This window comes from Starkeya sp. ORNL1 (assembly GCF_012971745.1).
Classification (GTDB): domain Bacteria; phylum Pseudomonadota; class Alphaproteobacteria; order Rhizobiales; family Xanthobacteraceae; genus Ancylobacter.
Genome location: NZ_CP048834.1, coordinates 2,829,644 through 2,853,129 on the forward strand (window position 1 = coordinate 2,829,644; position 23,486 = coordinate 2,853,129).

Annotated in this window: 25 protein-coding genes; 13 read left to right on the forward strand and 12 right to left on the reverse strand. The window is 66.4% G+C overall.

The window, feature by feature from the left end; translation table 11 throughout:
* Positions 1 to 101: 101 nt before the first annotated feature.
* The 4 genes from G3545_RS13465 to G3545_RS13480 all read right to left on the reverse strand — a co-directional run bounded on the left by G3545_RS13465 (position 102) and on the right by G3545_RS13480 (position 2,329).
* Positions 102 to 356 (reverse strand): hypothetical protein, encoded by a 255-nt coding sequence (locus G3545_RS13465; protein ID WP_170013378.1) that lies wholly within the window; start codon positions 354 to 356, stop codon positions 102 to 104.
* Positions 353 to 1,108 (reverse strand): glutamine amidotransferase, encoded by a 756-nt coding sequence (locus G3545_RS13470; RefSeq protein WP_170013380.1) that lies wholly within the window; start codon positions 1,106 to 1,108, stop codon positions 353 to 355. The genes G3545_RS13465 and G3545_RS13470 overlap by 4 nt, the downstream gene beginning before the upstream one ends.
* 231 nt (positions 1,109 to 1,339) lie before the next feature.
* Entirely contained in the window at positions 1,340 to 1,699 is a 360-nt protein-coding gene (locus tag G3545_RS13475; protein WP_170013382.1) for a winged helix-turn-helix domain-containing protein, read from the reverse strand.
* A gap of 75 nt (positions 1,700 to 1,774) precedes the next feature.
* Positions 1,775 to 2,329 carry a DUF2478 domain-containing protein gene (locus G3545_RS13480; RefSeq protein ID WP_246702819.1) on the reverse strand — a complete coding sequence of 185 codons (555 nt, stop codon included), beginning with the start codon at positions 2,327 to 2,329 and terminating at the stop codon, positions 1,775 to 1,777.
* 108 nt (positions 2,330 to 2,437) lie between these two features.
* On the opposite strand from G3545_RS13480, the gene G3545_RS13485 reads away from it, so the two are divergent.
* The 5 genes from G3545_RS13485 to G3545_RS13505 are packed head-to-tail and all read left to right on the forward strand — an operon-like array spanning position 2,438 to position 5,977.
* Positions 2,438 to 2,647 carry a molybdopterin-binding protein gene (locus G3545_RS13485; RefSeq protein WP_170013386.1) on the forward strand — a complete coding sequence of 70 codons (210 nt, stop codon included), beginning with the start codon at positions 2,438 to 2,440 and terminating at the stop codon, positions 2,645 to 2,647.
* A gap of 5 nt (positions 2,648 to 2,652) precedes the next feature.
* Entirely contained in the window at positions 2,653 to 3,147 is a 495-nt protein-coding gene (gene tsaA, locus G3545_RS13490) for a tRNA (N6-threonylcarbamoyladenosine(37)-N6)-methyltransferase TrmO (protein WP_170013388.1), read from the forward strand.
* Entirely contained in the window at positions 3,144 to 4,190 is a 1,047-nt protein-coding gene (locus tag G3545_RS13495) for an iron ABC transporter substrate-binding protein (protein WP_170013390.1), read from the forward strand. Before tsaA ends, G3545_RS13495 begins: the two co-directional genes overlap by 4 nt.
* A complete protein-coding gene (locus tag G3545_RS13500; RefSeq protein ID WP_170013392.1) occupies positions 4,191 to 5,207 on the forward strand; it encodes an iron ABC transporter permease in 1,017 nt (338 codons plus the stop codon).
* Entirely contained in the window at positions 5,204 to 5,977 is a 774-nt protein-coding gene (locus tag G3545_RS13505; RefSeq protein WP_170013394.1) for an ABC transporter ATP-binding protein, read from the forward strand. The genes G3545_RS13500 and G3545_RS13505 overlap by 4 nt, the downstream gene beginning before the upstream one ends.
* Before the next feature lie 164 nt (positions 5,978 to 6,141).
* On the opposite strand, the gene G3545_RS13510 is transcribed toward G3545_RS13505, so the two are convergent.
* The 5 genes from G3545_RS13510 to G3545_RS13530 all read right to left on the reverse strand — a co-directional run bounded on the left by G3545_RS13510 (position 6,142) and on the right by G3545_RS13530 (position 10,787).
* Positions 6,142 to 7,152: a TRAP transporter substrate-binding protein gene (locus G3545_RS13510; RefSeq protein ID WP_170013396.1), complete on the reverse strand. Its 1,011-nt coding sequence runs from the start codon at positions 7,150 to 7,152 to the stop codon at positions 6,142 to 6,144.
* A gap of 47 nt (positions 7,153 to 7,199) precedes the next feature.
* The gene (locus G3545_RS13515) at positions 7,200 to 8,477 is read right to left on the reverse strand and encodes a TRAP transporter large permease subunit (protein WP_170013398.1); all 1,278 of its coding nucleotides are present in this window, start codon (positions 8,475 to 8,477) and stop codon (positions 7,200 to 7,202) included.
* Positions 8,474 to 9,049, reverse strand: coding sequence for a TRAP transporter small permease (locus G3545_RS13520; RefSeq protein ID WP_206151425.1), 576 nt, complete (start codon positions 9,047 to 9,049; stop codon positions 8,474 to 8,476). The genes G3545_RS13515 and G3545_RS13520 overlap by 4 nt, the downstream gene beginning before the upstream one ends.
* Positions 9,046 to 9,600, reverse strand: coding sequence for a gluconokinase (locus G3545_RS13525; RefSeq protein WP_246702820.1), 555 nt, complete (start codon positions 9,598 to 9,600; stop codon positions 9,046 to 9,048). Before G3545_RS13525 ends, G3545_RS13520 begins: the two co-directional genes overlap by 4 nt.
* Before the next feature lie 161 nt (positions 9,601 to 9,761).
* Positions 9,762 to 10,787: a LacI family DNA-binding transcriptional regulator gene (locus G3545_RS13530; protein WP_170013400.1), complete on the reverse strand. Its 1,026-nt coding sequence runs from the start codon at positions 10,785 to 10,787 to the stop codon at positions 9,762 to 9,764.
* Between the two features lie 280 nt (positions 10,788 to 11,067).
* Between G3545_RS13530 and G3545_RS13535 the strand changes: the two genes are divergently transcribed.
* Positions 11,068 to 11,859 carry a DinB family protein gene (locus G3545_RS13535; RefSeq protein ID WP_170013402.1) on the forward strand — a complete coding sequence of 264 codons (792 nt, stop codon included), beginning with the start codon at positions 11,068 to 11,070 and terminating at the stop codon, positions 11,857 to 11,859.
* Between the two features lie 18 nt (positions 11,860 to 11,877).
* Complete coding sequence (trxB, locus tag G3545_RS13540) at positions 11,878 to 12,816, forward strand: thioredoxin-disulfide reductase (RefSeq protein WP_170013404.1); 939 nt, start codon at positions 11,878 to 11,880, stop codon at positions 12,814 to 12,816.
* A gap of 2 nt (positions 12,817 to 12,818) precedes the next feature.
* On the opposite strand, the gene G3545_RS13545 is transcribed toward trxB, so the two are convergent.
* Positions 12,819 to 13,745 (reverse strand): GntR family transcriptional regulator, encoded by a 927-nt coding sequence (locus G3545_RS13545; protein WP_170013406.1) that lies wholly within the window; start codon positions 13,743 to 13,745, stop codon positions 12,819 to 12,821.
* Between the two features lie 121 nt (positions 13,746 to 13,866).
* Positions 13,867 to 14,790 (reverse strand): 2-hydroxyacid dehydrogenase, encoded by a 924-nt coding sequence (locus tag G3545_RS13550; protein ID WP_170013408.1) that lies wholly within the window; start codon positions 14,788 to 14,790, stop codon positions 13,867 to 13,869.
* A gap of 215 nt (positions 14,791 to 15,005) precedes the next feature.
* On the opposite strand from G3545_RS13550, the gene G3545_RS13555 reads away from it, so the two are divergent.
* From G3545_RS13555 to G3545_RS13570, 4 genes are all read left to right on the forward strand, one after another.
* Positions 15,006 to 16,073 carry an ABC transporter substrate-binding protein gene (locus tag G3545_RS13555; RefSeq protein ID WP_170013410.1) on the forward strand — a complete coding sequence of 356 codons (1,068 nt, stop codon included), beginning with the start codon at positions 15,006 to 15,008 and terminating at the stop codon, positions 16,071 to 16,073.
* Complete coding sequence (locus G3545_RS13560; protein WP_170013412.1) at positions 16,073 to 17,755, forward strand: iron ABC transporter permease; 1,683 nt, start codon at positions 16,073 to 16,075, stop codon at positions 17,753 to 17,755. Before G3545_RS13555 ends, G3545_RS13560 begins: the two co-directional genes overlap by 1 nt.
* On the forward strand, positions 17,748 to 18,803 hold the full coding sequence (locus tag G3545_RS13565; RefSeq protein WP_170013414.1) for an ABC transporter ATP-binding protein: 1,056 nt from the start codon (positions 17,748 to 17,750) through the stop codon (positions 18,801 to 18,803). Before G3545_RS13560 ends, G3545_RS13565 begins: the two co-directional genes overlap by 8 nt.
* Positions 18,804 to 18,896: 93 nt before the next feature.
* A complete protein-coding gene (locus G3545_RS13570) occupies positions 18,897 to 20,051 on the forward strand; it encodes a PrpF domain-containing protein (protein WP_170013416.1) in 1,155 nt (384 codons plus the stop codon).
* 160 nt (positions 20,052 to 20,211) lie between these two features.
* Here the strand turns inward: G3545_RS13570 and G3545_RS13575 are convergent, their stop codons facing one another.
* Positions 20,212 to 20,850: an alpha/beta family hydrolase gene (locus tag G3545_RS13575; RefSeq protein WP_170013419.1), complete on the reverse strand. Its 639-nt coding sequence runs from the start codon at positions 20,848 to 20,850 to the stop codon at positions 20,212 to 20,214.
* A gap of 406 nt (positions 20,851 to 21,256) precedes the next feature.
* Here G3545_RS13575 and G3545_RS13580 point away from each other — a divergent pair, with 406 nt between their 5' ends.
* Positions 21,257 to 22,324, forward strand: coding sequence for an isocitrate/isopropylmalate dehydrogenase family protein (locus tag G3545_RS13580; RefSeq protein ID WP_170013422.1), 1,068 nt, complete (start codon positions 21,257 to 21,259; stop codon positions 22,322 to 22,324).
* A gap of 2 nt (positions 22,325 to 22,326) precedes the next feature.
* Positions 22,327 to 23,394: an Ldh family oxidoreductase gene (locus G3545_RS13585; RefSeq protein WP_170018068.1), complete on the forward strand. Its 1,068-nt coding sequence runs from the start codon at positions 22,327 to 22,329 to the stop codon at positions 23,392 to 23,394.
* Positions 23,395 to 23,486: the final 92 nt, after the last annotated feature.

Sequence of the window (23,486 nt, forward strand, 5' to 3'; positions counted from 1 at the left end):
TGACCGGCACCGAGCATCCTTCGAGGCTCGGGCCTTGCCCGAGCACCTCAGGATGAGGTGGTTCTGGTATCGCCACCGAGTTTTCGGTCGGACTCTCAGAATCACACCGCGCGTCGCTTGACCCCCACCGCTATATCCAATCGAATATATCGATGGGCGGATTCATCCAGCGCGGCGGTGACGAGATGGCGGAAACACACAGCGTGAACGGGGACATGCCGGCTCTCGACCTCGATGCCAAGGCCGACCGCTTCCGCGTCAGCTTCGTGATGCCCGATGGCGCGCCGGGCTCGGTAAGCCTGCCCATGCACTGCCTCGACCATCTGACGACCACGCTGCCGCGCGTTGCCGATCATGCGCTGCGGGCGTGCTCGCCCGCACCGCGCATCATCTCCTCCGGGAACAGCCCAGCCAGCCATTCGCCGAACACCGCACGCGCCAGATGCTGCGCCTGTGCCGAATTGGTACGGCTCGCCTCGCGCAACCGGTTGATATCGATGCCGGCCGCCGTCAACTCGACGGTGTGACCGACATACCATTCCTCGAGCTGGCGGGCGTCGGCCTCCAGATGGAATTGCAGCGCCAGCGCATTGCGCCCGAGCGCGAAGGCCTGGTTGTCGTAATTGGCGTTGAAGGCGAGACGGCGGGCACTGCGCGGCAGGTCGAAGGTGTCGCCATGCCAGTGCAGCACCTGCGCATCGAAGCCGCCAAGCGGCGCCAGAGCCGAGCGCATGCCGTCCGGCGTCAGCGATACCGAGCCCCAGCCGATCTCCTTCACCCGGCCGGCATGGACCCGCTCGCCCAGCGCCGCGGCCATCAGTTGCGCGCCGAGGCAGATGCCGAGCGTCGGCTTGCCACGGGTCAGCCGGCTCTCGATCAGCGCGATCTCCTCGGAAAGGAAGCCGTAAAGCCGCGCATCACCGACGCCGATCGGCCCGCCAAGCACGATGACGAGATCGGCGGCGCGGATCGAGCGGTGCGAAAGGTCGTCGGTCGCAGCCTCGCAATAGGCGACGTCGAACGCATCCGGATCAAGCAGGCCGGCGATGAGGCCGAGATCCTCGAACGCCACATGGCGGATGGCGACGACGGAGCGGCGTTCGGTCATGGCGCGATCTCTCAGGCAAAAGAGGATCGCAACGTTATATCCGAGAACGCATAACGATCAATGCCGAGCCGCACGGCATGGGACTTCCCTGGGCTACCCGAAATTTCCTGTAGATCCTCATCCCCGGACTTGATCCGGGGATCCAGCCCATCCGCATGCACCCCGGTCGAAGTCTGGATCCCCGGGTCAAGCCCGGGGATGAGGGCGGAAAGGGTAGTTCTTCGGGAACATTCAGCCGACCTTCTCGGCGCTCGCTGCCCTGATTTCGTTCTGCAGGAAATCGAGATGCGCCTTCGCCGCCTTGGCGGTGAGGCTCTCGATGGCGCGATAGCGCGCGACCAGTTCCTCGCCGAACGTCGTCAGCCGCGCCCCGCCGCCATGCTTGCCGCCGGTCTGGGAGTGGACGACCGGTTGGCCGAAGATCTGGCCGAGTTCGTCGACCAGATCCCACGCCCGCCGATAAGACATCTCCATGGCGCGGCCAGCCGCCGAGATCGAGCCGGTACGGGCGATCGCCTCCAACAGGGCGATCTTGCCCGGCCCGATGCGGCCCTGCGGGTCGAGGTCGATGCGGATGCTGAGCGATGCCATCACGAAGTGCGCGTTGCAGCGAATTGGATCTGGAGGAATTCCAGGGCGCCAAAATCCTTCGCGCCGACGCCCACGTCAACTCGCGATCGCAACCATCCGCTCGATGTCCGCTGCCCGGGAGGTGGCATTGGCCTCCCGCCACCAGCGCTCCAGCGCGCCAACTTCCGGCAGGCCGAAGGTCGCGAACGGCGCGGAGAAGGCGTTCCAGCGCTCATTGAAGGCCGGCGCAACGGCGGTGAGCACCGGCACGTCATTGGCGATGGCGGCACCGAAGGCCTCCAGCAGGCCACCGCGATCCGCCTCCAGCTTGCCGAACTTGCTCAGCACCACGATGTCGCAGCCGACAGCGATGGCGGCCAGCACGTCGTGGCACGCGTCGGCAACCCCGGAGGAATCGAGATGGCAGGCAATGGCGCACGGGCCGAGGTCCTGCGCGATGCCATGGATGCGCCCCGTAGCCAGGTCGCGCAGCGCCTGGCCGGTGCAGCCCGGCCCCTCCGGCCCGATGCGTTCCTCGACCACGCCCGCCACCCGCAGCCCCTCCAGCGCACGGCGGCGCGCGAACGCCGACAACGCGTCCTGGATCACAGCGCTCGGCGCACCTTGCAAGGCGAGGATGCGATGGGTCACGCGGCCGGGCTCCTGACGCGTCCGTGAAACCGGCCGCTGGTACATCTGCTAGTCAGCACTGTATATAGCTGGGACCAAGGCCGGACCACAATCGGAGGAAGAACCATCATGAAGCTCAGCGCGCGCAACCAGCTCAAGGGCACCGTCGTCGAAGTGACCAAGGGCGCCACCACCTCCCACGTGAAGATCGATATTGGCGGCGGCGTCATCGTCACCTCCTCCATCACCAATGAGGCGGTGGACGAACTCGGCCTTGCCAAGGGCAAGGCGGCCTATGCGGTTATCAAGGCTTCCGACGTCATGGTCGCCGTCGGCTGACCCGGATGGTCCGGGAAGACGAGATCCGCGCCGCCGAGCGGGCCATCGAATGGCCGGAGGCCACCGATGCCGGGCTCATCTTCGTCGGCCGGATCTCGACGCCCTGGGCCTCGCGGCTCGACTGCCCGCGCCAGGGCCGGCGCGACGGTCCGCTGTGCCGGATCGAGGTCTTTGATCCCTGGCGCGCAGCGCTGAGCGGCATCGAGGACTACGCGGCGCTAGAGGTGCTGTATTGGCTGCACCGCTCGCGCCGCGACCTCGTGCTGCAAAGCCCGCGCAATGATGGCGAGACCCGCGGCACCTTCGCGCTGCGCTCGCCGGTGCGGCCCAACCCGATCGGCACCTCTATCGTCGACCTCATCGGTATCGAGGGCAGCACGCTGCTGGTGCGCGGGCTCGATTGCCTAGACGGCACGCCGCTGATCGACATCAAGCCCGACCGCAGCCTGTTCACGCCGCTGGCCCCGCCGCAGCCCGGCGATTTCGAGGTAGGGGAATGAGCATGACGGTGTCGCGGCGCCTGTTCATGGCTGGCGTCACGCTGGCCGCCCTCGCCTTGCTCGCCGTGCCGGCCTTTGCCCGCACGGTGACCGATTCCGCCGGCCGCACCGTCGAGGTGCCGGACACCATCGCCCGCGTCTTCGCCGCCGGCCCGCCGGCCTCGACGCTGCTCTATGTCGTGGCGCCGGAGAAGATGACGGGGTGGGTGCGCGCCCCGCGCGAGGCGGAGAAGCCCTATCTCCAGCCCGCGGTGCGCGATCTGCCGGAACTCGGCCGCCTTACCGGGCGCGGCGACACGCTCAATCTGGAACGGCTGGTCGCGGCCAAGCCCGACATCATCATCGATTTCGGCACGATCAACGATACCTATCGCTCGCTCGCCGACCGGGTGCAGGCGCAGACCGGCATTCCCTATCTGCTGATCGACGGCCGCTTCGAGAACACCGCCAGCGCGCTAAGGCTGCTCGCGGACGTGCTCGGCGTGAAGGATCGCGGCGAGGTGCTGGCGGGCGCAGCGGAAGCGATCTTCAAGCAGGTCGACACGGTGGTCGCCGCGGTGCCGACCGACAAGCGGCCGCGAGTCTATCTGGCGCGTGGGCCGGAAGGGCTGGAGAGCGGCTCGCGCGGCTCGATCAATACCGAGATCATCGAGCGCGTCGGCGCCGTGAACGTGGTCGAAGGACTGCGCGAGAAGGGCGGGCTGGTGAATGTCTCGGCCGAGCAGGTGATCGCCTTTGCGCCGGATACCGTCATTACGCTGGACCGTTCGTTCTTCGAGGGGGTTGCCGGCAAGCCGGCCTGGGCGCCGGTACCGGCGGTGACGAACAAGCGCGTCTTCCTCGCCCCCGGCCTGCCCTTCGGCTTCATCGATTCGCCGCCTTCGGTGAACCGGCTGATCGGGCTGACCTGGCTGCTGCACACGCTCTATCCGGACAAGGCGCCGGGCGACCTCAAGGCGCAGGTGCGCGACTTCTACAAGCTGTTCTACCAGGTGGATCTCGACGACAGCGCGCTCGCCCGGCTGCTCGACGGCGCCGGATAGATGCGCAACGCCGCGGCGCTTCCGGCCGTGCTCCCGATTCTGGTGGCGGTGCTGCTCGGTGTCGCCATCATCGCCTCCGGCATCGGCCCCTACCGCATCCCGCCGCAGGATGTCGTCGCCGCATTGGCGCGGCGCCTTGTCGGCGCGGCGAACCCGGCGCCGATCGACACCGTGCTGTTCCAGATCCGCCTGCCGCGGGTGCTGGCGGCGGCGCTGGTGGGGGCCGCGCTCGCCGCCGCCGGCGCCGCCTATCAGAGCCTGTTCCGCAACCCGCTGGTCTCGCCGGACATTCTCGGCGTCTCCACTGGCGCCGGGCTCGGCGCGGTGGTCGGCATATTGCTCGGCCTGCCAGTGGCGGCGATCCAGTTCCTCGGCTTCGGCGGCGGGCTTGCCACCGTGTTCATCGTCGCCGCGCTGGCCAAAGCGCTGCGTGGCGGCGGCGATATTCTGGTGCTGGTGCTCGCCGGCATCGTGGTCGGCGCGCTGGCCGGCGCGGCGATCTCGCTGGTGAAGGTGCTGGCCGATCCTTACGAGCAGCTTCCCGCCATCACCTTCTGGCTGCTCGGCAGCCTGGCCGGGGTAAAGCCGGGCGATGTCGCGGCGACGCTTCCGGTGGTCGTCATCGGCATCGCGCCGTTGCTGCTGCTGCGCTGGCGCATCGGGGTGCTCTCGCTCGGCGATGACGAAGCCCGCGCTCTCGGCGTCGAGGTGAGCCGGCTGCGCGCCATCGTCATCCTCGCGGCGACGCTGATCACCGCCAGCGTGGTGGCGATCTCCGGCGTGATCGGGTGGGTCGGGCTGATGGTGCCGCACATGGCGCGGCTGCTGGTCGGCCCGCGATTCGACCGCATGCTGCCGGCCTCGATCCTCATCGGGGCCGCCTTCATGGTGGCGGTCGACACGCTGGCGCGCTCCGGCGCGCGCATCGAGATCCCGCTCGGCGTGCTGACCGCCGTGATCGGCGGCCCGCTCTTCGTCTGGCTGCTGGCGCGCGGCCGCCGGAGCGCTCTCCCATGAGCGTGTTGCGCGCCGAGGGGCTGGCGATCGGCTATGGCGGGCGCGTGGTCGCCGCCGGCATCGACCTCGCTCTGCCGGCGGGCGCCGTCACCTGCCTGCTCGGGCCGAACGGCGTCGGCAAGACCACGCTGTTCAAGACGCTGCTCGGCCTGCTGCCGCCGCTCGGCGGCCGAGTGGTGCTGGGGGAAGACGACATGGCCGGGTTGGCGCGCGACGCCGTCGCCCGCCGCGTCGCCTATGTGCCGCAGAGCTACAATGGCGCCTTCGCCTATACGGTGCTGGACCTGGTGGTAATGGGCCGCACCGCCCATCTCGGCGCCTTCACCGCGCCGACCAAGGCCGACTCCGTCATCGCCATGACTGCATTGGAGCGGCTCGGCATCGCGGAGCTTGCCGAGCGCGACGCCAACCGCATCTCCGGCGGCCAGCGCCAGCTCGCTTTGATCGCGCGGGCGCTGGCGCAGCAGGCCGGCATCATCGTGATGGACGAGCCAACCGCCAGCCTCGATCTCGGCAATCGCGTGCTGGTGCTCGACACGGTCGAGGCGCTGGCGGCTGAAGGGCTCGCCGTGCTGCTCTCGACCCACGAGCCGGAACAGGCCTTCGCCCTTGCCGACCGCGTGGCATTGCTTGAGCCGGGCCAACCCTTTGCTACTGGCGATGCCGTGGCAATGCTCACCGAGGAAAGGCTGAGCCGGCTCTACGGCGTGCCGCTCGCGGTGGAGCGCACGCCGTCAGGCCGTTGGGTGGTTACGACCTCGGGCTCGTAATTGCTCAGAGAAGGCCAAGCCCCCTCTCCCCGTCGGGAGAGGGTTGGGGTGAGGGTTCTTCTTTGCTCCCAAGCCGTGTCTCCCCTCACCGACCCGCTTCGCGGGCCACCTCTCCCCAACGGGGAGAGGAAAGTTTGGGGAAACGGCCAGGCCCCGACCACCGCTCAGTTGGTGCCGCGGGCCTTCTTGATGTCGGCCTGCACGTCGTTCCACAGCGGCTGGCCGACATTGTCGATCACGGTCTTGGCGACCGGTGCCGCCTTCTCGCGCAGCTTGGCGACTTCGCTCTCCGGCATCACCGAGATCTCCATGCCCGAGGTCTTGAGCTGCTCGAGCGCCTTCTGCGCATCCTTGCGGGTGTCGGTGCGCTCGAACTCGCGCGAGGCGACCGCGGCGTCGAGCAGGATCTTGCGCTCGTCTTCGGAAAGCTTGTCCCACCAGCTCTTGCTGGCGAGCACCACCCACGGGCTGTACACGTGGTTCGTCACGGTCAGATACTTCTGCACCTCGTAGAACTTCGAGGAGACGATGGTGGTGTAGGGATTCTCCTGGCCGTCGACCGCCTTGGTCTCCAGCGCGGTGAACAGTTCGGCGAAGGCCATCGGCACCGCATTGGCGCCCACCGCCTTGAAGGTGTCGAGGAAGACCGGGTTCTGCATCACCCGCAGCTTGATGCCCTGGATGTCCTCGGCCTTTTCGATTCTGTGGCGGCTGTTGGTGAGGTTGCGGAAGCCGTTCTCCCAATAGACCAGGCCAACCAGCCCCTTGGCCTGCAGGCTGTCGAGCAGCTTCTGGCCGACCGGACCGTCCAGCACGGCGTCGGCTTCCTTCTCATTGGCGAACAGGAACGGTACGTCCCAGATGGCGAATTCCTTCACCGTGCCGACCAGGGTCGCGGTGGAGCCGACCATCATCTCCTGGGCGCCGCCGATCAGCGCGTTCTGCATCTGCACGTCCGGGCCGAGCGTGGCGGCGCCGAAGCTGCGCACCTTCAGCTTGTCGCCGCTGCGCTTCTTCACCTCCTCGGCGAAGAACCGCACGGCACGGCCCTGGTTGCTGTCCTCGTTGAGGCCGTAGCCGAACCGGATCAGCCGTGGCTGCACGTTCTGGGCATAGGACGCGCCGGCACTGAGCGTCACGATCAGGGCCGCGGCGGAGATGAGTAGCTTGTTCATGCGGGTTTCCTCCTGCGATGTGGAAAGGCTGTCGCTGCCGCTGTTGGTCAGTGCAGCCAGCCTGCCGGCACGGTGATGATTTCGGGGAAGGCGACGAACAGTCCGATCAGCGCGGTGTAGGCGACGACATAGGGCCAGACACCGCGAATGATGCCTTCCATGCTCACCCGGCCGACGCCGCACACGACGTTCAGCACCGTGCCGACCGGCGGGGTGAGCAGGCCGACGGCGCCGACCATGACGAACATCACGCCGAAATAGACCGGGTCGATGCCGGCGCGGGTGATGAGCGGCACCAGCACCGGACCGAGGATCAGGATCGTCGGGGTGAGGTCCATCGCCGTGCCGACCAATGTCAGCAGCACCACGATGGCCGCCATCAGCCATTTCGGATGGTCGAGCATCGGCTCGAGCAAGGCGATGACCTGACCCGGCAGTTCGGCGAGCGTGATCATGTAGGCGGTGACCATCGCCGCCGCGACCAGGAACATCACCACCGCCGTGGTCTTGGCCGCGCTGATGAACAGTCGCGGCAGATCCTTGAGACTGAGCTCGCGATAGACGAACAGGCTGATCAGCAGCGCATAGACGGCGGCGACCACCGCGGCCTCGGTCGGCGTGAAGATGCCGGCCCGCATACCCCCGATGATGACGATCGGCATCACCAGCGCCCAGATGCCGTCGACCAATGTCCTGAAGCGTTCCGCCCAGGTGCGGCGCGGCTGCACCGGCACGTCGTCGCCGCGCGCCATCCAAGACCACAGCACCACCAGCGTCAGGCCCATCAGCAGGCCCGGGACGATGCCCGCCATGAACAGCTTGGTGATGGAGATGTTGGTGGCGACGCCATAGATGATGAAGGCCATGCTGGGCGGCACCACCGGGGCGATGATGCCGGCGGAGGCGATCAGTCCCGAGGAGCGCTCCAGGTCGTAACCATTGGAGCGCATCATCGGGATCAGCAGCGCGGCCACCGCCGCAGTGTCGGCGATCGCCGAGCCGGAGAGGCTGGCGAGCACCACCGCGGTGCCGATCGCGACATAGCCGAGCCCGCCCTTGATGTGGCCGAACAGGGCCACAGCGAGATTGACGATGCGGCGCGACAGGCCGCCGGCATTCATCAGTTCGCCGGCCAGCAGAAAGAACGGCACCGCCATCAGCGGGAAATTGTCGGCGCCGCCGAGCATGTTCTGCGCCAGCAGCTGGGCGTCGAAGAAATCGAGCTGGATCATCAGCGCGACGCCGGTCAGCATCAGCGCGAAGGCGATCGGCATGCCGAAGGCCATCAGTCCGAGCAGCACGCCGAGGAATATGGCGATGGTCATGGGGCCTTCCCCGCATTTGCCGGCTCGGCGTTCAGGCTCAATGGCCGCTCATAGTCGACCATCTCCTCGTCGGCGGTCTCCTTCACCTGGACCAGTTCGTCATCCGCCATGCGGCCGAGGGCGAGGCGCACCAGGTCGGTAAGGAACAGCACCGCCATGGCGAGCGAGGAGGCAAGACCGGCGGCAGCGAACACCGCAAGCGAGATGCCGGTGACGGGCAGCTCGCTGTTGAGACCAACCAGCACCTGCTGCCAGCTGCCTTCAGCGAACAGCCAGAGCGCATAGAGGATCAGCAGGTTGCAGCCGGCGAGGCAGAGCCGCTGGGCGCCGCGCGGCAGCAGCTTCAACATCATGTCGACGCCGACATGGGTTCGCTCGCGGACCGCGAGGATGGCGCCGAGGAAGATCAACCAGACGAAGGCGAGGCGCGCCAGTTCCTCGGATGCGGCGATGCCGGCATTCAGGAGATACCGACCCGCGGCGTTGCTGAACACCAGCACCACCATGAGGGCCAGCAACAGGCCGATGGCCCATTCGATGACGGTCTGGATATGGTCGATGACGCGCTTCATTGCGCCGCCTCTCCTTGCCGAAGGCCGTGGAGCCATAAACTTGCGAGCCGCCGGTCGATCTCCTCCAGCAGTTCCCCCGGCTCGAGCGTGATCGGGAGCGTCAGCGCGCGCTCATCAGGCTGCGGCGGCTCCAGCGCTTCGAACTGGCTGTCGATCAGGCTCAGGGGCATGAAGTGCCCTTCCCGGTGCGCCATGCGCGCGGTGATGAGCGCCTTGTCGCCGGCAAGGAAGAGGTACAGCAGGCGCTCACTCGCGGCCGACAACTGGTCCCGATAGCGGCGCTTCAAGGCCGAGCAGGCAACGACGAGGCCGGTGCCGGCGCGATCCGCCTCGGCGATGTGGCGGGCAATGGCCGCCAGCCATTCCTGGCGATCCGCGTCGGTGAGCGGCAGGCCGTGCGCCATGCGCGCAACATTCGCCGGCGGGTGCAGGTCGTCGCCTTCGAGAAACGCCCAGCCATGGCGCGCGGCGAGCGCCGCGCCTATGCTGGACTTGCCGCTGCCGGCAACGCCCATGACGACGATGATCGGCGGCACTGAAGCGGAAGTCACGGCGCCGCGCTCACGCCATAGGTAGCGCTATCAGACATATATCTCCTCCCAAGGCCATATAGCCCGCAGCGGCAGATTGGCTCTGCTCATCATCAACTCTTCAAAAATGATAGCGCTGTCATTTCGTGGTGTAAAGCGGGTGTTAGGGCTCCGGCGCCCGCTCAGGCGTTCCGCATGGTGCTGGTGCGGATTTTCAATTCGAAGCCGACATCGATCCGCGTCTGCTCCGGCTGCTGGCCGCTGAGCGCGGCCCGCGCCATCTGCACCGCACGCTGGCCGATCTCGTAGCGCGGGGTGCGGATGCTGGTCAGCGACGGGTACGCGGCTTCCATCATCTCCAGATCATTGAAGCCGGCAATGCCGATGCTCGCGGGAATCGCAAGCGCCGCCCGCTGGCATTCGAACAAGGCGCCAAGCGCGAGGTCGTCATTGTTGCAGAACACGGCGTCGGTATCGGGCATGCGCGCCAGCAGGTCGCGCAGCAGGTCGCGGCCGAGCGACACGCTGGAAGAGGCCGGCGTCGTGGTGATGCGGCGGGGATCATAAAGATCGGCATCGATCAAAGCGGCGCGATAGCCCTCCAGGCGGCGCTGCGTGCGCGGGTCCATCCGCGCGCCGAGGAAACCGATGCGCCGATAGCCTGCAGCGACCAGATGGCTGGTGATGAGATGCCCCCCGGCCTTGTGGGAGAAGCCGACCATCATGTCGACCGGGTCGTTGCTCAGATCCATGATCTGCACGATCGGGCAGCCGGCGGACTTGAGCAGCGCGCGCCCCCGCTCGGTCTGGTCGACGCCCGAGACGATCAGCGCCGCCGGGCGCTGGCTGAGGAAGATGCCGAGCAGGCGCTCCTCCTCGATCGGCGAATAGCGGCTATTGCCGAGCTGCACCTGGTAGGGGCTCTGGGCAATGCTGTCATAGATGCCGCGCAGCACATCGGCGAACACGTTGTTGGTGAGCGAGGGGATGATGACGCCGATGACATTGGTGCGCGCCGACGCCAGCGCCCGCGCGTGCTGGTCCGGCACATAGTCGAGCGCCCGCACCGCCTCGTCGATCTGGTCGCGCAGTTCCTGCGACACCCGCGCCGGATCGCGCAGCGCCCGCGACACGGTGATCGTGCTCACCCCGGCGCGTGCCGCGACATCCGCAATGGTCGGGCGACCGCCCTTTCTCCGTGTCCGCATCACCACGTCCTGAACCGAATCCGGCGCCTATGATAGCGCTGACATGGACAAAAGCGGAATGTCTCGTCGAGGGTCAGGAATTTCGACTCCGATCGAAACAAAATTGCCTATTGTGAGCGAAATGGGCAATATGCTAGACAGTCAGCCATGAACCGCGAGGCTTGAAGCAGCCTCGCGTATGCACGTCGGCGCAGCGGACCGCGCGACCCGCAGACGATCTTCAACCGGGCCGGCGCGTTCGAAGCGGCCCGCCCGAGCGCACATGCGACAGGACAGAGCCATGACGACCGACACCACGGCATCTTCTTCCAACGCTTCGGACGCGGCGACCCTGCGGCTTTACTGGCAGCCGGGATGTTCGAGCTGCGTCAAGCTGAAGGAGTTTCTGACCGCGAGCGGCGTCGACTTCATCTCGGTCAATATCCTGGAGAAGAAGGGGTCTATGGACGAGCTGCTGCGCCGCGGCATCCGCTCCGTCCCCGTGTTGCTGCAGGGCGACCGCATGACTTACGGCCAGTCGCTCAACGACGTCGCCGCCTTCGTCGGCAAGAAGCGCGGCACCGAGCGTCTTCCCCCGCGCGTGCTGTTCGAGAAGTGGCTGCAGTTCCTGACCAGCGCGCGCGAGCTCATCACCAGCGTTCCGGAAGACAAGCTCGAATACCGCCCGATCCCGGAGCGTCCCCGCACCACCCGGGAACTCGCCTACCACATCTTCCAGATACCGGAGAGCGTGCTGGAATCGGTCGAGAATGGCCTGAAGGACACGCGCGACATCAGCAACGCGAAGTACGACCATATCCAGACCGGCGAACAGCTCCGCGCTTATGCCGACGGCATCCTGAAGCGGATGAAGGACTGGCAAGCCAGCGTGGATGAGGCGTGGTTCGCCTCGACGGTCGAGACCTATTATGGCGAGCAGCCGGCGATGCAGGTGCTGGAACGCGGAACCTGGCATTCCGGCCAGCATACCCGCCAGCTCGATCTCGTGGTTTCGAACCTGACAGGCGGCTCCTCGGTGGTCCCGCCCGATACCTATACGGGCCTGCCCATGCCCGTAGGGATCTGGGAATAGGCCGAAAGGCGAGCGACAATGGAGCAGCACGCGCGCGTCGCGATCATCGGCTCGGGACCAGCGGGCTATACGGCCGCGATCTATGCGGCCCGGGCCATGTTGAATCCGATCCTCATCGAAGGCTCGCAGGGCGGTGGCCAGCTATCGACGACGACGGACGTCGAGAACTTCCCAGGCTTCGCCGACGTCATCCAGGGCCCCTGGCTGATGGAGCAGATGAAGGCGCAGGCGCTCCACGTCGGTGCCCGCCTGGTCAATGACGAGATCACCGCGGTCGAGATCGGCGAGCGGCCGTTTCGGCTGCACGGCGTGCAGGGCGCCTATTCGGCCGATGCCGTCATCATCTGCACCGGGGCGCAGGCGAAATGGCTCGGCTTGCCGGACGAGACCGAATATCGCGGTTTCGGCGTCTCCTCCTGCGCCACCTGCGACGGCTTCTTCTATCGCGACCAGACGGTGCTGATGGTGGGCGGCGGCAATACCGCCGTCGAGGAAGCGCTGTACATGACCAACATCGCGGCCAAGGTGATACTTGCGCATCGCCGCGACAGCCTTCGCGCCGACAAGGTGCTGCAGGCCCGCCTGTTCGCCAATCCGAAGGTCGAAATTCTCTGGAACACCGCCCTCGTCGGCATCGAGGGCGATCCGGTTGCCAAGTCGGTGCGCGCCGCACGGCTGGCGGACGTCGGCACCGGCGAGACGCGGCGGCTTGCCGTCGACGGCATCTTCGTCACGATCGGGCATACGCCGGCGACGAACCTGTTCGCCGGCAAGCTCGACCTGTCGCCAACCGGCTACATCCGGACCCAGGCCGGCACGACGCGCACCAGCGTTCCCGGCGTCTTCGCTGCCGGCGACGTGATGGACGAACGCTACCGCCAGGCCGTCACGGCTGCCGGCACCGGATGCATGGCGGCGCTCGACGCCGAACAGTGGCTGATGGAAAGCGCGGCGTAACGTCAGGTGGGCACGACAAGTATATCGCGGATCTGGTCGTAGCTCTTCTCGACATTCTCCAGATGATGCCGGAGCACGATGGAAGCCTCCTCGTTGCGCTCCTGCTCCAGAAGGTCGAGCAGTTCGAGGTGCTCCAGGCAATGCTGGCGGAAGCGGCGCCGATCCCGGGTCGCGGTCTCCGTGAGCAGACGACGGATGCGGTTCACCCGGCGGATGGTCTCGAGGAAGAACGGGTTCTGGCCACCGCTGACCAGGCACTCGTGGAATCGCACGCCGCGCGCGAACAGCGCTTCCGCGGACATCGTCTCGATGCCGCCCTTGAGCATCTCCAGCTCGACTTCGCGGCACTGTGCCGCCACCACGCGGTCAAGCCGATAGCCAGGCTCCAGCAGGCTGGCCGGCTCCACGGCCTGGCGCAGGCGCAGCGTCTGCGCCAGCGCCTCCGGAGTGACCATGATCTCCTTGAACTGCCAGCCATAGCCGGTGCGCCGTTCGATCCAGCCTTCGCTGGCGATGCGGCTCAGCAGGACATTGAGCTGCGACTTGCTCAGATTGTAGCGCGATTTCAGGTAAGTCTCGGTCACCGAGGCCGGTATGCGGGCGGCGAGGCGGTCCTTGGCGATCGCCATGTAGGTCGCGCTGATCTCGTCGAATGCGGGCTCGCCCTGAGTGAGCTTGCGCGCCGTCGCGGGGACGTCGGCAACGAAATAGCCGCGGTTCTCGTGATGGATCACGGCACCCTGCGAGTGGAGCAGCCGCAAGGCGCGGCTGACCGGCGTGCGCGAGGCGTTGAACTCTTCCGCGAGTTCCTGCGCGGACAGATGCGTGCCCGCCGCCAGGCCCCGCGCCTGAATATAGTCCGAGATCAGCACGGCAAGCCCGCTGGTCCCCTCATGGCGCAAAGGCCGTTTGCGTTCCTCAACGCCCATGTTCGCTCCCGACTGACCGCACCGACCTCTGCGACATCGATGACCTCGACATAGCAAGCATCAGGCGAGAATCAATGCATCGCACAGCGTTGTTGCGGCGACGGCGCCGAGTAGAAACATCTCAGGCGACGTCGCGTAAAGTCTTGCCGGTGAAGAACGCCTCGAGATTGGCCAGCACCAGTGTCTGCCGCGCCCGATGCGCGGAGAGCGAGCCGGCACCGATATGCGGAGCCAGGATGACCTGTTGCATCGCGATCAGCTCTTCCGGGACGTCGGGTTCACCCTCGAAAACGTCCAGGCCGGCGCCGGCGATGGTGCCCTGCTTCAGCGCCGCGATCAGTGCCGCCTGGTCGACCACGGAGCCGCGTGCCACATTGACCAGATAGCCTTCCGGGCCGAGCGCCGCGAGGACGCCGGCATCGACGCTGTGGCGATTGCCGTCATCGGCACGGACACTGACCACCAGCACGTCGGCCCAGGCGGCCAGCGATACGAGGTCGGCGTGATAGGCGTGAGCGACGCCCTCGCGCCGCTGGCGGCCGTGATAGCCGATCTCCATCTCGAAGGGCGCGGCGCGCGCGGCAATCCCGGCGCCGATATTGCCGAGGCCGTAAATGCCGAGCTTGCGCTCGCTCAAGCCACGGACCGGCGCCAACTTCCCGGCTTTCCAGCGCCCTTCGCGCACGAACCGGTCGGCGACAAGTATCTGGCGCACACCGGCAATGATGAGGCCCATGGCGAAGTCCGCGACGCTCGCTGCATTGGCGCCGGGACTGTAGGCGACGACGATGCCCCGAGCGGCGGCGGCGCCGACATCCACCCCATCATAGCCGCTGCCATAGCAGCAGATCAGCCCGAGGTTCGGCAGCGCTTCCATGAGGCTGAGATCGGCCTTCGAATGGCCGAACGTTACAAAGGCGCGCACCTGCGCGCGTTCCTCAGTGGAGAGCTGGTGCCAGGGCTGGTCGAGCAGCCGGTAAGTCCTGGCGAGCTCGCGCTTGAAATCCTCGGCAAATCCTGCGGCCAGCAGCAGCGTCTCAGGCATCGTTCCCCCTTTTCGAGATGTTCATGTGCGCCCCGCCCGCGATCTTCACAAGGCCGTTTCGGTACCGGGCAGGCGCTCTCTGAGCGGTTGCGATTTTGCATCTTTTGATCTACATGTGCAATAGTGCCCAACGGCACAAGAGGAAGAGGCTGCCGAAGCAGCTCCACCGAGGAGGACGCCTGATGAAGCTTCAAGGTCTTGTTGCGTCTGGATTTATGGCTCTGCTGAGCGCGCTGGGCGGATCGCCCGCCGGCGCGGCGGAGGTGCCGGCCGGCTACCCCGCGAATTATGCCGACACCATCAAGGCGGCGGAGGCAGAGGGCACCCTCGTCATCTATGCCGCGACCGACGAATCCGCGGTGGCGCCGCTGCTCAAGGACTTCATGGCGGCCTATCCCAAGATCCAGGTCAAATACAACGACATGGGAAGCTCGGAAGTCTATAACCGCTTCCTGTCGGAAGCGGCCGCCGGCACGCAGTCCGCGGACTTCCTGATGAGCCCGGCGATGGACCTGCAGATCAAGCTGGCGATCGACGGCTATGCCATGACCTACCGCTCGCCCGAAGCGGATAAGCTGCCGGCGTGGTCGATCTTCCGCGACCAGGCCTATGGCATAACTTACGAGCCGATCGTCTTTATCTACAACAAGCGCCTCCTGAAGGAAGAGCAGGTACCGAAGAGCCATGCGGCGATCGCCTCCATGGACCAGGCAACCATCGACCTGCTCAAGGGCAAGGTCATCACCCAGGATCCCGAGCGCATCGGCTCCGCGCTGCTTTTCGTGACCCGTGACCTGAAGTACGACAAGGACTTCTGGGCCCTGGCGCAGAGCCTCGGCAAGACCGACGTGAAGCTCTACACCAGTTCGGGCACCATATTGGAGCGCCTCACCTCGGGCGAGGCGAGCTTCGGCTATGACGTCATGGCCAACTACCCGCACAGCCGGTCCAAGACCGACCCGGCGGTCGGCATCGTCTATCCGGAAGACTACATCCTGGTGAATCCGCGCGTCGCCTTCATCTGGAAGGACGCCGCCCACCCGAACGCCGCCAAGGTCTTCCTCGACTACGTACTGTCGTCGCGCGGACAGACACTGATCGCGAAATCGCTGTTCAGTATCCGCCCCGACGTGCAGGGCGAGTTCAGCGCCAACGCACTCATCGCCAAGTATGGCGAGAAGCTGCGTCCGCTGACCCTCGATGCCAGCGCCGTCGAATATCTCGACAAGAAGAAGCGCCTCGAATTCCTCGCGACCTGGAAGAAGAGCATCGAGACCAAGTGATGGTTCGTACTTCCTCCTGGTGGCGCTACGCCGTCGTCATCTCCATGTCGGCGGTGATCATCGCACCGCTGGCGATCGTACTGAAGCAGAGCTTTCTCGACGCTCCGTTCTTCATGCGCGATGCGCAGCCGAGCCTGGAGGCTTACGGCTTCGTGCTGACCGACCCGGAATTCTGGTGGTCGGCCGCCAACACGATCATGATCGCGGCGATGATGACCATCGTCTCGGTCGCGATCGGCACCACCTGCGCGTTTCTCGTCAACCGCACCGACCTGCCGGGACGGAGCCTGTTCGAGCCGCTGATCCTGGCGCCGATCTTCATCTCGCCGCTGATCCTGTCGCTCGGCTACATCGTGACCATCGGGCCGGTCGGCATCGTCTCGATCGCGGTGCGCGACCTGTTCGGCCTCAGCGCGGCGCCGTGGAGCATCTATACGGTCGGCGGCATCGCCGTCATCGCCGGCTTCAGCCACGCGCCGCACGTCTATCTTTACTGCTCGGCCGCGCTGCGCAACCTCGGCTCGGATGTCGAGGATGCAGCACGCGCGTCCGGTGCCGGCCCCTGGCATGTGGCGGTGAAAGTCAGCCTGCCGCTGATCTGGCCGGCGGTGGTCTCGTCCAGTGTGCTGGTGTTCTTCCTCGGCTTCGAGATGTTCGCGTTGCCGCTCATCCTCGGCGATCCCCACGGGCTGCTGGTGCTGACCACCTATCTGTTCAAATTGACCAGCCGCATGGGCGTGCCCTCGTTCCAGCTGATGGCGGTGGTCGTCGTCGCGCTGGCCGTGGTGACATTCCCGCTGGTGTTCCTGCAGCGCTACATGCTGCGCAATGTCGAGCGCTATGTGCTGGTGCGCGGCAAGGCGGCGAAGCAACGTCCATTACCGCTCGGCCCCTGGAAATGGCCGGCGCTGGCCGGCGTGGTGTTCTGGCTGAGCGTCGCGATCGTGCTGCCGCTGGTGGGCATCACCATCCGGTCCTTCGTGCTGAGCTGGGGCGAAGGCGTCAACATCTTCTCGATGCTCACGCTGGATCACTATCGGGAGGCGTTCCAGAACGACTCGATCCGCAGCGGCATCTTCAACACCCTGCTGATCGCCACCGTCGGCGGCGCGGCCTCGGTCTGCGTCTATGCGGCGCTCTCGCTGGCGACCCATCGCTGGAACTCGGTCTGGGCGCGCTATGCCGACTATATCGTGCTGCTGCCGCGTGCCATGCCCGGGCTGGTGGCGGGCCTGGCCTTTCTCTGGCTGTTCCTGTTCTTCAAGCCGATCACGCCGCTGCGCAACACGCTGTTCAGCGTCTGGCTCGCCTACACCATCGTCTGGGTCGCGTTCGGCCAGCGCCTCATCAACAGCGCGCTGGTGCAGATCGGCCGCGAACTCGAGGAGGCCGGATCGGTCTCGGGCGCGTCGAACTGGCGGGTCAGCCGGGAGATCCGAATCCCGCTGATCCGGCACGGACTGATCGCGGCGTGGGTGCTGATCTTCCTCACCTTCGTGCGCGAATACTCGACCGGCATCTATCTGATGGGCCAAGGCACCGAAGTCATCGGCGCCCAGATGGTCTCGCTGTGGGCGACCGGCGCAACCGACCTCGTCACCGCGATATCGGTGCTCAACATAGTGTTCATCGCGACCGGCCTCGGCCTGGCTCTGAAGTTCGGAGTGAAGATCCGTGAGTAATCTCGTCGTCCAGGATCTGCATCTCAAATACGGCGTCGTCGAAGTCCTGAAGGGCATCTCGTTCGAGCTGACCTCCGGCAAGGTGCTGGCGCTGCTCGGCGCATCAGGCTGCGGAAAGACCACGCTGCTGCGTACCATTGCCGGGCTCGAACTGCCCTCCAATGGCCGCATCGTGGTCGGCAACCAGGTGCTGTTCGATTCCGCCACCAACACCGAGCTGGCGCCGGAGAAGCGCAATCTCGGCCTGGTCTTCCAGTCCTATGCCCTGTGGCCGCACAAGAGCGTCTACAGCAATGTCGCCTTCCCGCTCGAACTGAAGCGGACACCCGCCGAGGAGACGCGTCGCCGGGTGAGCTTCGTGCTGGAGAGCCTCGGGCTCGGTGGCCTCGCCGAGCGCTATCCGCATCAGCTTTCCGGCGGCCAGCAGCAGCGCGTCGCCATCGCCCGGGCCGTGGTGCACCAGCCGCCGGTGATCCTGCTGGACGAGCCGCTGTCGAACCTCGACGCCAAGCTGCGCGAGGAGGCCCGCATCTGGATGCGCCGCCTGATCGACGATCTCGGCATCACCGCGGTGCTGGTCACGCACGACCAGGTCGAGGCCATGGCTCTCGCCGACCACATCATCCTGCTGTCGAGCGGCCACGTGGAGCAGCGCGGCACGCCGCAGGAACTCTATGGCACGCCGGAGACGCTGGCCGCCGCGGAGTTCATGGGTGCCAACAACCGGCTTCGCGCCGTGGTGACGAAGTGCGAGGGCGCGGCAGCCCAGGTGACGATCGGCTCGTCGCCGATGCGCGCCATGGTCCGGAGCAAGGTGAAGCCGGGCGATACCTGCGACGCGCTGATCCGCGTCGAGCGCGTCGAGGTCGGCCCCGCGGCATGCGCCAACAGCATCCCGATGCAGCTCGCCACCTGCGTCTATCTCGGCGAGCGCTGGGAGTGCCTGTTCGAGGCGGACGGCATCAAGGTGCGCTGCTATTCCGGCGACGCGGTGCCACCCGGCCAGCATCACATCCGGCTGAAGGAGGAGAGTCTCTGGCTCTTCTAGCCGGAGAGTCGTTTCAGCCCCGAATCCTGTTCGTTCGACAATGCCACGCCGACACCGATACGACGCCGAGATGCGGAAGAACTGGAAGATATCATGGCACAGCACCGTCTGAGGGCCGCGTTCATGCGCGGCGGCACCTCCAAGGCAATCATGTTCCGGGCCGAAGACCTGCCGGCGCGCCGCGAAGACTGGGCGCCGATCTTCCTCGCCGCCATGGGCTCGCCCGACCCGAGCGGGCGCCAGCTCAACGGCATGGGCGGCGGCGTCTCCTCGCTGTCGAAGATCTGCATCATCGGCCCGTCCAGCCGGCCGGACGCCGATGTCGACTACACGTTCGCGCAGATTTCCATCAAGGAAGCGACGGTCGACTACAGCGGCAATTGCGGGAACATGAGCTCGGCGATCGGGCCGTTCGCGGTCGACGAGGGGCTGGTACCGCTGCCGGCCGGAGAGGACGCGGTGGTCCGCATCCACAATACCAACACCTCCAAGATCATCGTTTCCCGCTTCAAGGTTCGCGACGGCCAGGCGGTGACGGAAGGTGATCTGCGGATCGACGGCGTCGCCGGAACAGCCGCGCCGATACGCCTTGAATTCACCGATCCCGGCGGCACCAAGACCAGGAGCCTGCTGCCCACCGGCCATAGCATCGACCGGCTGGAGATCCCGGGCGTCGGCATGATCGAGGCCTCGCTGGTCGACGCCGCCAACCCGTGTGTGTTCGTCGCGGCGCAAGCCGTCGGCAAGACCGGCAGCGAACTCCCCGACGCACTCGATGCCGACCCGGACTTCCTGGCGCTGATGGAGAAGATCCGCTGCGCCGCCTCGGTCGCCATGGGCATGGCGCCGGATCTCGCGGCGGCGGCGGCGATCCCGAGCATTCCAAAGATCGCGATGGTGACGGCGCCAGGCAGCGTGCCCACGCTCTCCGGCCAGGTGCTGGAGCCTGCCGACATGGACATTGTGATCCGGATGATCTCCGTCGGGCAGCCGCACCGGGCGGTTCCCGTCACCGGCGCGACCTGCCTTGCGGTCGCGGCGCGCGTTCCCGGCTCGATTCCGAACCAGGTCGCCCGCTCGACCGGCGCGGACGCGCTGCGCATCGCGCATCCGTCCGGGATTGTGCTGGTCGACGCTGAGGTTGAGACCACCAGCGACGGCGCGCTGCGGGCTGTCCACGGCGCGATTTACCGCACGGCGCGCCGGCTATTCGACGGCTACGTTTATTATCCCTCGAAAGCCGCCTGAGCATACGGCGAGCGTTCCGGCCGGAACGCTCTTCAGCCAGGCAACATGCACTAGAGCTCTTATCGTTCGGATGGAAACATCCGAACGATAAGAGCTCTAGATTCAATAAGCCGGAGCAATTCCTCTTCGATCAGATGATTCCATCGGATAGGGAAATGCTCTAGCGCGCGATCCGCGCGCACCAGGACGCGACCTGTGCGCCGACGATGCGCAGGTTCTCGGCCGGCGACAGGCCGGTCACGCTCTTTCGCGACCTGAGATCATGATCGCCATCCTCGATCCAGAGGATCTCGATGCTCTTCGAGAGGACGTAGGTCGCGACCTCCTCCCGCGTTCCGAACAGGTCCCGGGTGCCCTGCACGATGAGCGTTGGCGTCTTCATCCCCTGGAGATGCGCGGTGCGCAATTGACCTGGTTTGCCGATGGGATGGAACGGATAGCCGAGGCACAACAGGCCGGCGATGCGGCCGGAGGCGTAAAGCTCATCGGCGATCATGCTGGCGACGCGCCCGCCCATCGACTTGCCACCGATGATGAGCGGCGCTCGCGAACCCAGGGCGTCGATCGCCGCGAGATACTCCGGCACGAGCGTCTCCGCGCGCGGCGGAGGCCTTCGTGTGTCCGAGGTCCGGCGAGCGGCCATATAGTCGAACTCGAAGCGGACAACGCGCAGGCCCGCCTCCGCCAGGGCCTGCGCGCTGGCGGACATCGCCGCCGAATCCATCGGCGCGCCAGCGCCGTGCGCCAGCAGGACCGTCGTCGCCGCCTCGGGTCCGATGGTGAGAAATGTCGTGGCCATGGCGGGAAGCTTAGGCGTGAACCGGGAAGGCTGAAAGCCGACCAGAGTGTTCTGGCTCGTAATTCCCTCTCCCGGTCGGGGAGAGGTGGCCCGCGCAGCGGGTCGGTGAGGGGGTGCACCCTTGGGACACTGCGAAGACCCCTCACCCCAACCCTCTCCCCGGCGGGGAGAGGGAGTTCAGCCGCTCTCCGGCAATTACGAGTCAGACTTTGAGGAAATAGCGGGCACCGGCGGAATTCCGTCGTTGTTGACCCGCCCCGCCGGCGCCACGCTGCCCTCCCCACCCTCCCCAACAATGCCCAGTCCGCGCTGTCGGCAGCGGCGCCGCTGGCGCTGAAAATGTGACTTGCGTGACAATTGCATTTTGTGTTTCTAATCTGCAAACAAGACTACAAGGGAGGCGTGCGTGAAACTTCTGGTGCTCGAAGGCGACGGCATCGGTCCGGAAATCGTCGAAGCCACGATGCGGGTCATGCGGCGTGCGGATTCGGTGTTCGGTCTTGATCTGTCGGTCCAGTCGCTGCCGATCGGTTTCACCGCGCTGAAAGCGAGCGGCACCACCTTTCCGTCTGAGACCCTGGCGGCGGCGAAATCGGTCGACGGCACCATCCTCGGGCCGATCCAGCACAATGATTATCCGCCCGTCGCGGAGGGCGGGCTCAACCCGTCCGGCGCGCTGCGCATGGGGCTCGACCTCTATGCCAATATCCGACCGGCCCGCACGCGTCCGGGGTTCGCGGCGCCCTGCGGCAAGCCGCTCGATCTGGTGATCGTCCGCGAGAACACCGAGGGCTTCTATTCCGACCGTTCGATGTTCGTCGGGCCGGGCGAATTCATGCCGACGCCGGACCTCGCTTTGTCGATCCGCAAGATCACGCGCGAGGGCTCGACGCGGATCGTGGAATCGGCCTTCGCGCTGGCCCGCGCCCAGCAACGGCGCAAGATCACCTGCGTGCACAAGGCCAATGTGCTGCGGGTATCCGACGGGTTGTTCCTGGAGTGCGCACGCGCCGTCGCCGCGCGAAATCCCGACATCGAATATGAGGAGAAGATCGTCGACGCCATGGCGGCGCTGCTGGTGCGCGATGCCAGCCGCTTCGACGTCATCGTTACCACCAACATGTTCGGCGACATCCTGTCGGACCAGGCGTCCGAGCTTTCCGGCAGCCTCGGGCTCGCCGCCTCGCTCAATGCCGGCAAAGACCATGCGGTGGCGCAGGCGCAGCACGGCTCGGCGCCGGATATTGCCGGCCGCGATATCGCCAATCCTTCCTCGCTGATCGGCTCGGCCGCGATGCTGCTGGCCTGGATCGGCGCGCGCCGGCAGGAGAATGCGCCGGTCAAGGCCGCCGCCGCCATAGAGGCCGCGCTCGACGAGGTCGTCGCCACGCCCGCCGGGCGCACGCGTGATCTCGGTGGGAACCTGGGCACGCGGGCGTTCACCGACGCTGTCATAGACAGGATTGGGCATTGACGATGGATGTCGCGCAAAACCAGGCACCCGCTGCTGTCGCCCCGGTCCGGCTTTCAAGGGACGAACTGGCAGCCCTCGCCGTACGCGCCCTCGCAGCGCAAGGCATGCCGGAGCCGGATGCGATCGACGCGGCGGAGATACTGGTGCTGGCCGATCTGTTCGGCGTCTCGACCCACGGCGTCGACCGCATCCCGGTCTATAGCGAGCGGCTGCGCATCGGCGGCATCAAGGCGCTCCCGAGCGTCGCGGTCGAACGCAGCGCACCCTCGCTGCTGCGCGTCGACGGCGACAACGGCATCGGGCCGCTGATCGGCCGGCGCGCGCTGCGCGCCACCATGGAGCTGGCGCGCGAGACCGGGTTGGCCGCGGCCTTCGTGCGTGGCAGCAATCATTTCGGCCCGATCATCTCCTACGCGCACATCGCCGCCGCGGCAGGCTTCGCCACCATCATCGCCACCAATGCAACGACGACGATTGCCCCCTCTGGCGGCAAGGAGGCGAAGCTCGGCAATAACCCCCTGGGGCTCGGCGTTCCCAATCCGGGCGGCGATCCCGTGATCCTCGACATGGCCATGAGCGTGGTCGCCCGGGCCAAGGTCCGTCTCGCGGCGGACAAGGGCGAAGCCATTCCGCCAAGCTGGGCCACCGACCGCGATGGGCGCCCGACCACTGATCCGACTGCCGCGCTCCATGGCTTCCTGCAACCGATCGGCGGCTACAAGGGCTATGGCCTCGCCTTGATGGTCGATCTGTTCGCGGGATTGATGTCGGGTGCGGCCTATCTGAACCATGTGAGTTCATGGGCGGACGCACCCGAGGCGCCGCAGAATCTCGGCCACATCTTCATCCTGTTCGACACCAACCGGTTGGGACGGCCGGATTGGCTCGGCCCGCTGGTCGAGGACTTCACCGCGATACTGCACGCCACGCCGCCGGCCGATCCGGCCCGGCCGGTGCTGGTGCCGGGCGAGACCGAGTATCGCGCCTTCCATCAACGCAGCCGCGACGGCATCGAACTGCCCGCGGCATTGCACGCCAAGCTGACGGCCCTCGCGGGCAAACGAAACTGAGTGGGTCACTCGGAACTGACATGCGGAGTATCTGACAATCCGGTTTGGCAGTGTCTCACGCCTGAGCGCCGGCCAAATCCTCAACGCTGGAC

What these genes read in the sequence shown, in the direction of transcription:
- G3545_RS13465 (WP_170013378.1), bottom strand. Translation starts at nt 356, where the DNA reads ATGATCGGCAACGCGCGGCAGCGTGGTCGTCAGATGGTCGAGGCAGTG.
- G3545_RS13470 (WP_170013380.1), bottom strand. Translation starts at nt 1,108, where the DNA reads ATGACCGAACGCCGCTCCGTCGTCGCCATCCGCCATGTGGCGTTCGAG.
- G3545_RS13475 (WP_170013382.1), bottom strand. Translation starts at nt 1,699, where the DNA reads ATGGCATCGCTCAGCATCCGCATCGACCTCGACCCGCAGGGCCGCATC.
- G3545_RS13485 (WP_170013386.1), top strand. Translation starts at nt 2,438, where the DNA reads ATGAAGCTCAGCGCGCGCAACCAGCTCAAGGGCACCGTCGTCGAAGTG.
- tsaA (WP_170013388.1), top strand. Translation starts at nt 2,653, where the DNA reads ATGGTCCGGGAAGACGAGATCCGCGCCGCCGAGCGGGCCATCGAATGG.
- G3545_RS13495 (WP_170013390.1), top strand. Translation starts at nt 3,144, where the DNA reads ATGAGCATGACGGTGTCGCGGCGCCTGTTCATGGCTGGCGTCACGCTG.
- G3545_RS13500 (WP_170013392.1), top strand. Translation starts at nt 4,191, where the DNA reads ATGCGCAACGCCGCGGCGCTTCCGGCCGTGCTCCCGATTCTGGTGGCG.
- G3545_RS13505 (WP_170013394.1), top strand. Translation starts at nt 5,204, where the DNA reads ATGAGCGTGTTGCGCGCCGAGGGGCTGGCGATCGGCTATGGCGGGCGC.
- G3545_RS13510 (WP_170013396.1), bottom strand. Translation starts at nt 7,152, where the DNA reads ATGAACAAGCTACTCATCTCCGCCGCGGCCCTGATCGTGACGCTCAGT.
- G3545_RS13515 (WP_170013398.1), bottom strand. Translation starts at nt 8,477, where the DNA reads ATGACCATCGCCATATTCCTCGGCGTGCTGCTCGGACTGATGGCCTTC.
- G3545_RS13520 (WP_206151425.1), bottom strand. Translation starts at nt 9,049, where the DNA reads ATGAAGCGCGTCATCGACCATATCCAGACCGTCATCGAATGGGCCATC.
- G3545_RS13530 (WP_170013400.1), bottom strand. Translation starts at nt 10,787, where the DNA reads ATGCGGACACGGAGAAAGGGCGGTCGCCCGACCATTGCGGATGTCGCG.
- G3545_RS13535 (WP_170013402.1), top strand. Translation starts at nt 11,068, where the DNA reads ATGACGACCGACACCACGGCATCTTCTTCCAACGCTTCGGACGCGGCG.
- trxB (WP_170013404.1), top strand. Translation starts at nt 11,878, where the DNA reads ATGGAGCAGCACGCGCGCGTCGCGATCATCGGCTCGGGACCAGCGGGC.
- G3545_RS13545 (WP_170013406.1), bottom strand. Translation starts at nt 13,745, where the DNA reads ATGGGCGTTGAGGAACGCAAACGGCCTTTGCGCCATGAGGGGACCAGC.
- G3545_RS13550 (WP_170013408.1), bottom strand. Translation starts at nt 14,790, where the DNA reads ATGCCTGAGACGCTGCTGCTGGCCGCAGGATTTGCCGAGGATTTCAAG.
- G3545_RS13555 (WP_170013410.1), top strand. Translation starts at nt 15,006, where the DNA reads ATGGCTCTGCTGAGCGCGCTGGGCGGATCGCCCGCCGGCGCGGCGGAG.
- G3545_RS13560 (WP_170013412.1), top strand. Translation starts at nt 16,073, where the DNA reads ATGGTTCGTACTTCCTCCTGGTGGCGCTACGCCGTCGTCATCTCCATG.
- G3545_RS13570 (WP_170013416.1), top strand. Translation starts at nt 18,897, where the DNA reads ATGGCACAGCACCGTCTGAGGGCCGCGTTCATGCGCGGCGGCACCTCC.
- G3545_RS13575 (WP_170013419.1), bottom strand. Translation starts at nt 20,850, where the DNA reads ATGGCCACGACATTTCTCACCATCGGACCCGAGGCGGCGACGACGGTC.
- G3545_RS13585 (WP_170018068.1), top strand. Translation starts at nt 22,327, where the DNA reads ATGGATGTCGCGCAAAACCAGGCACCCGCTGCTGTCGCCCCGGTCCGG.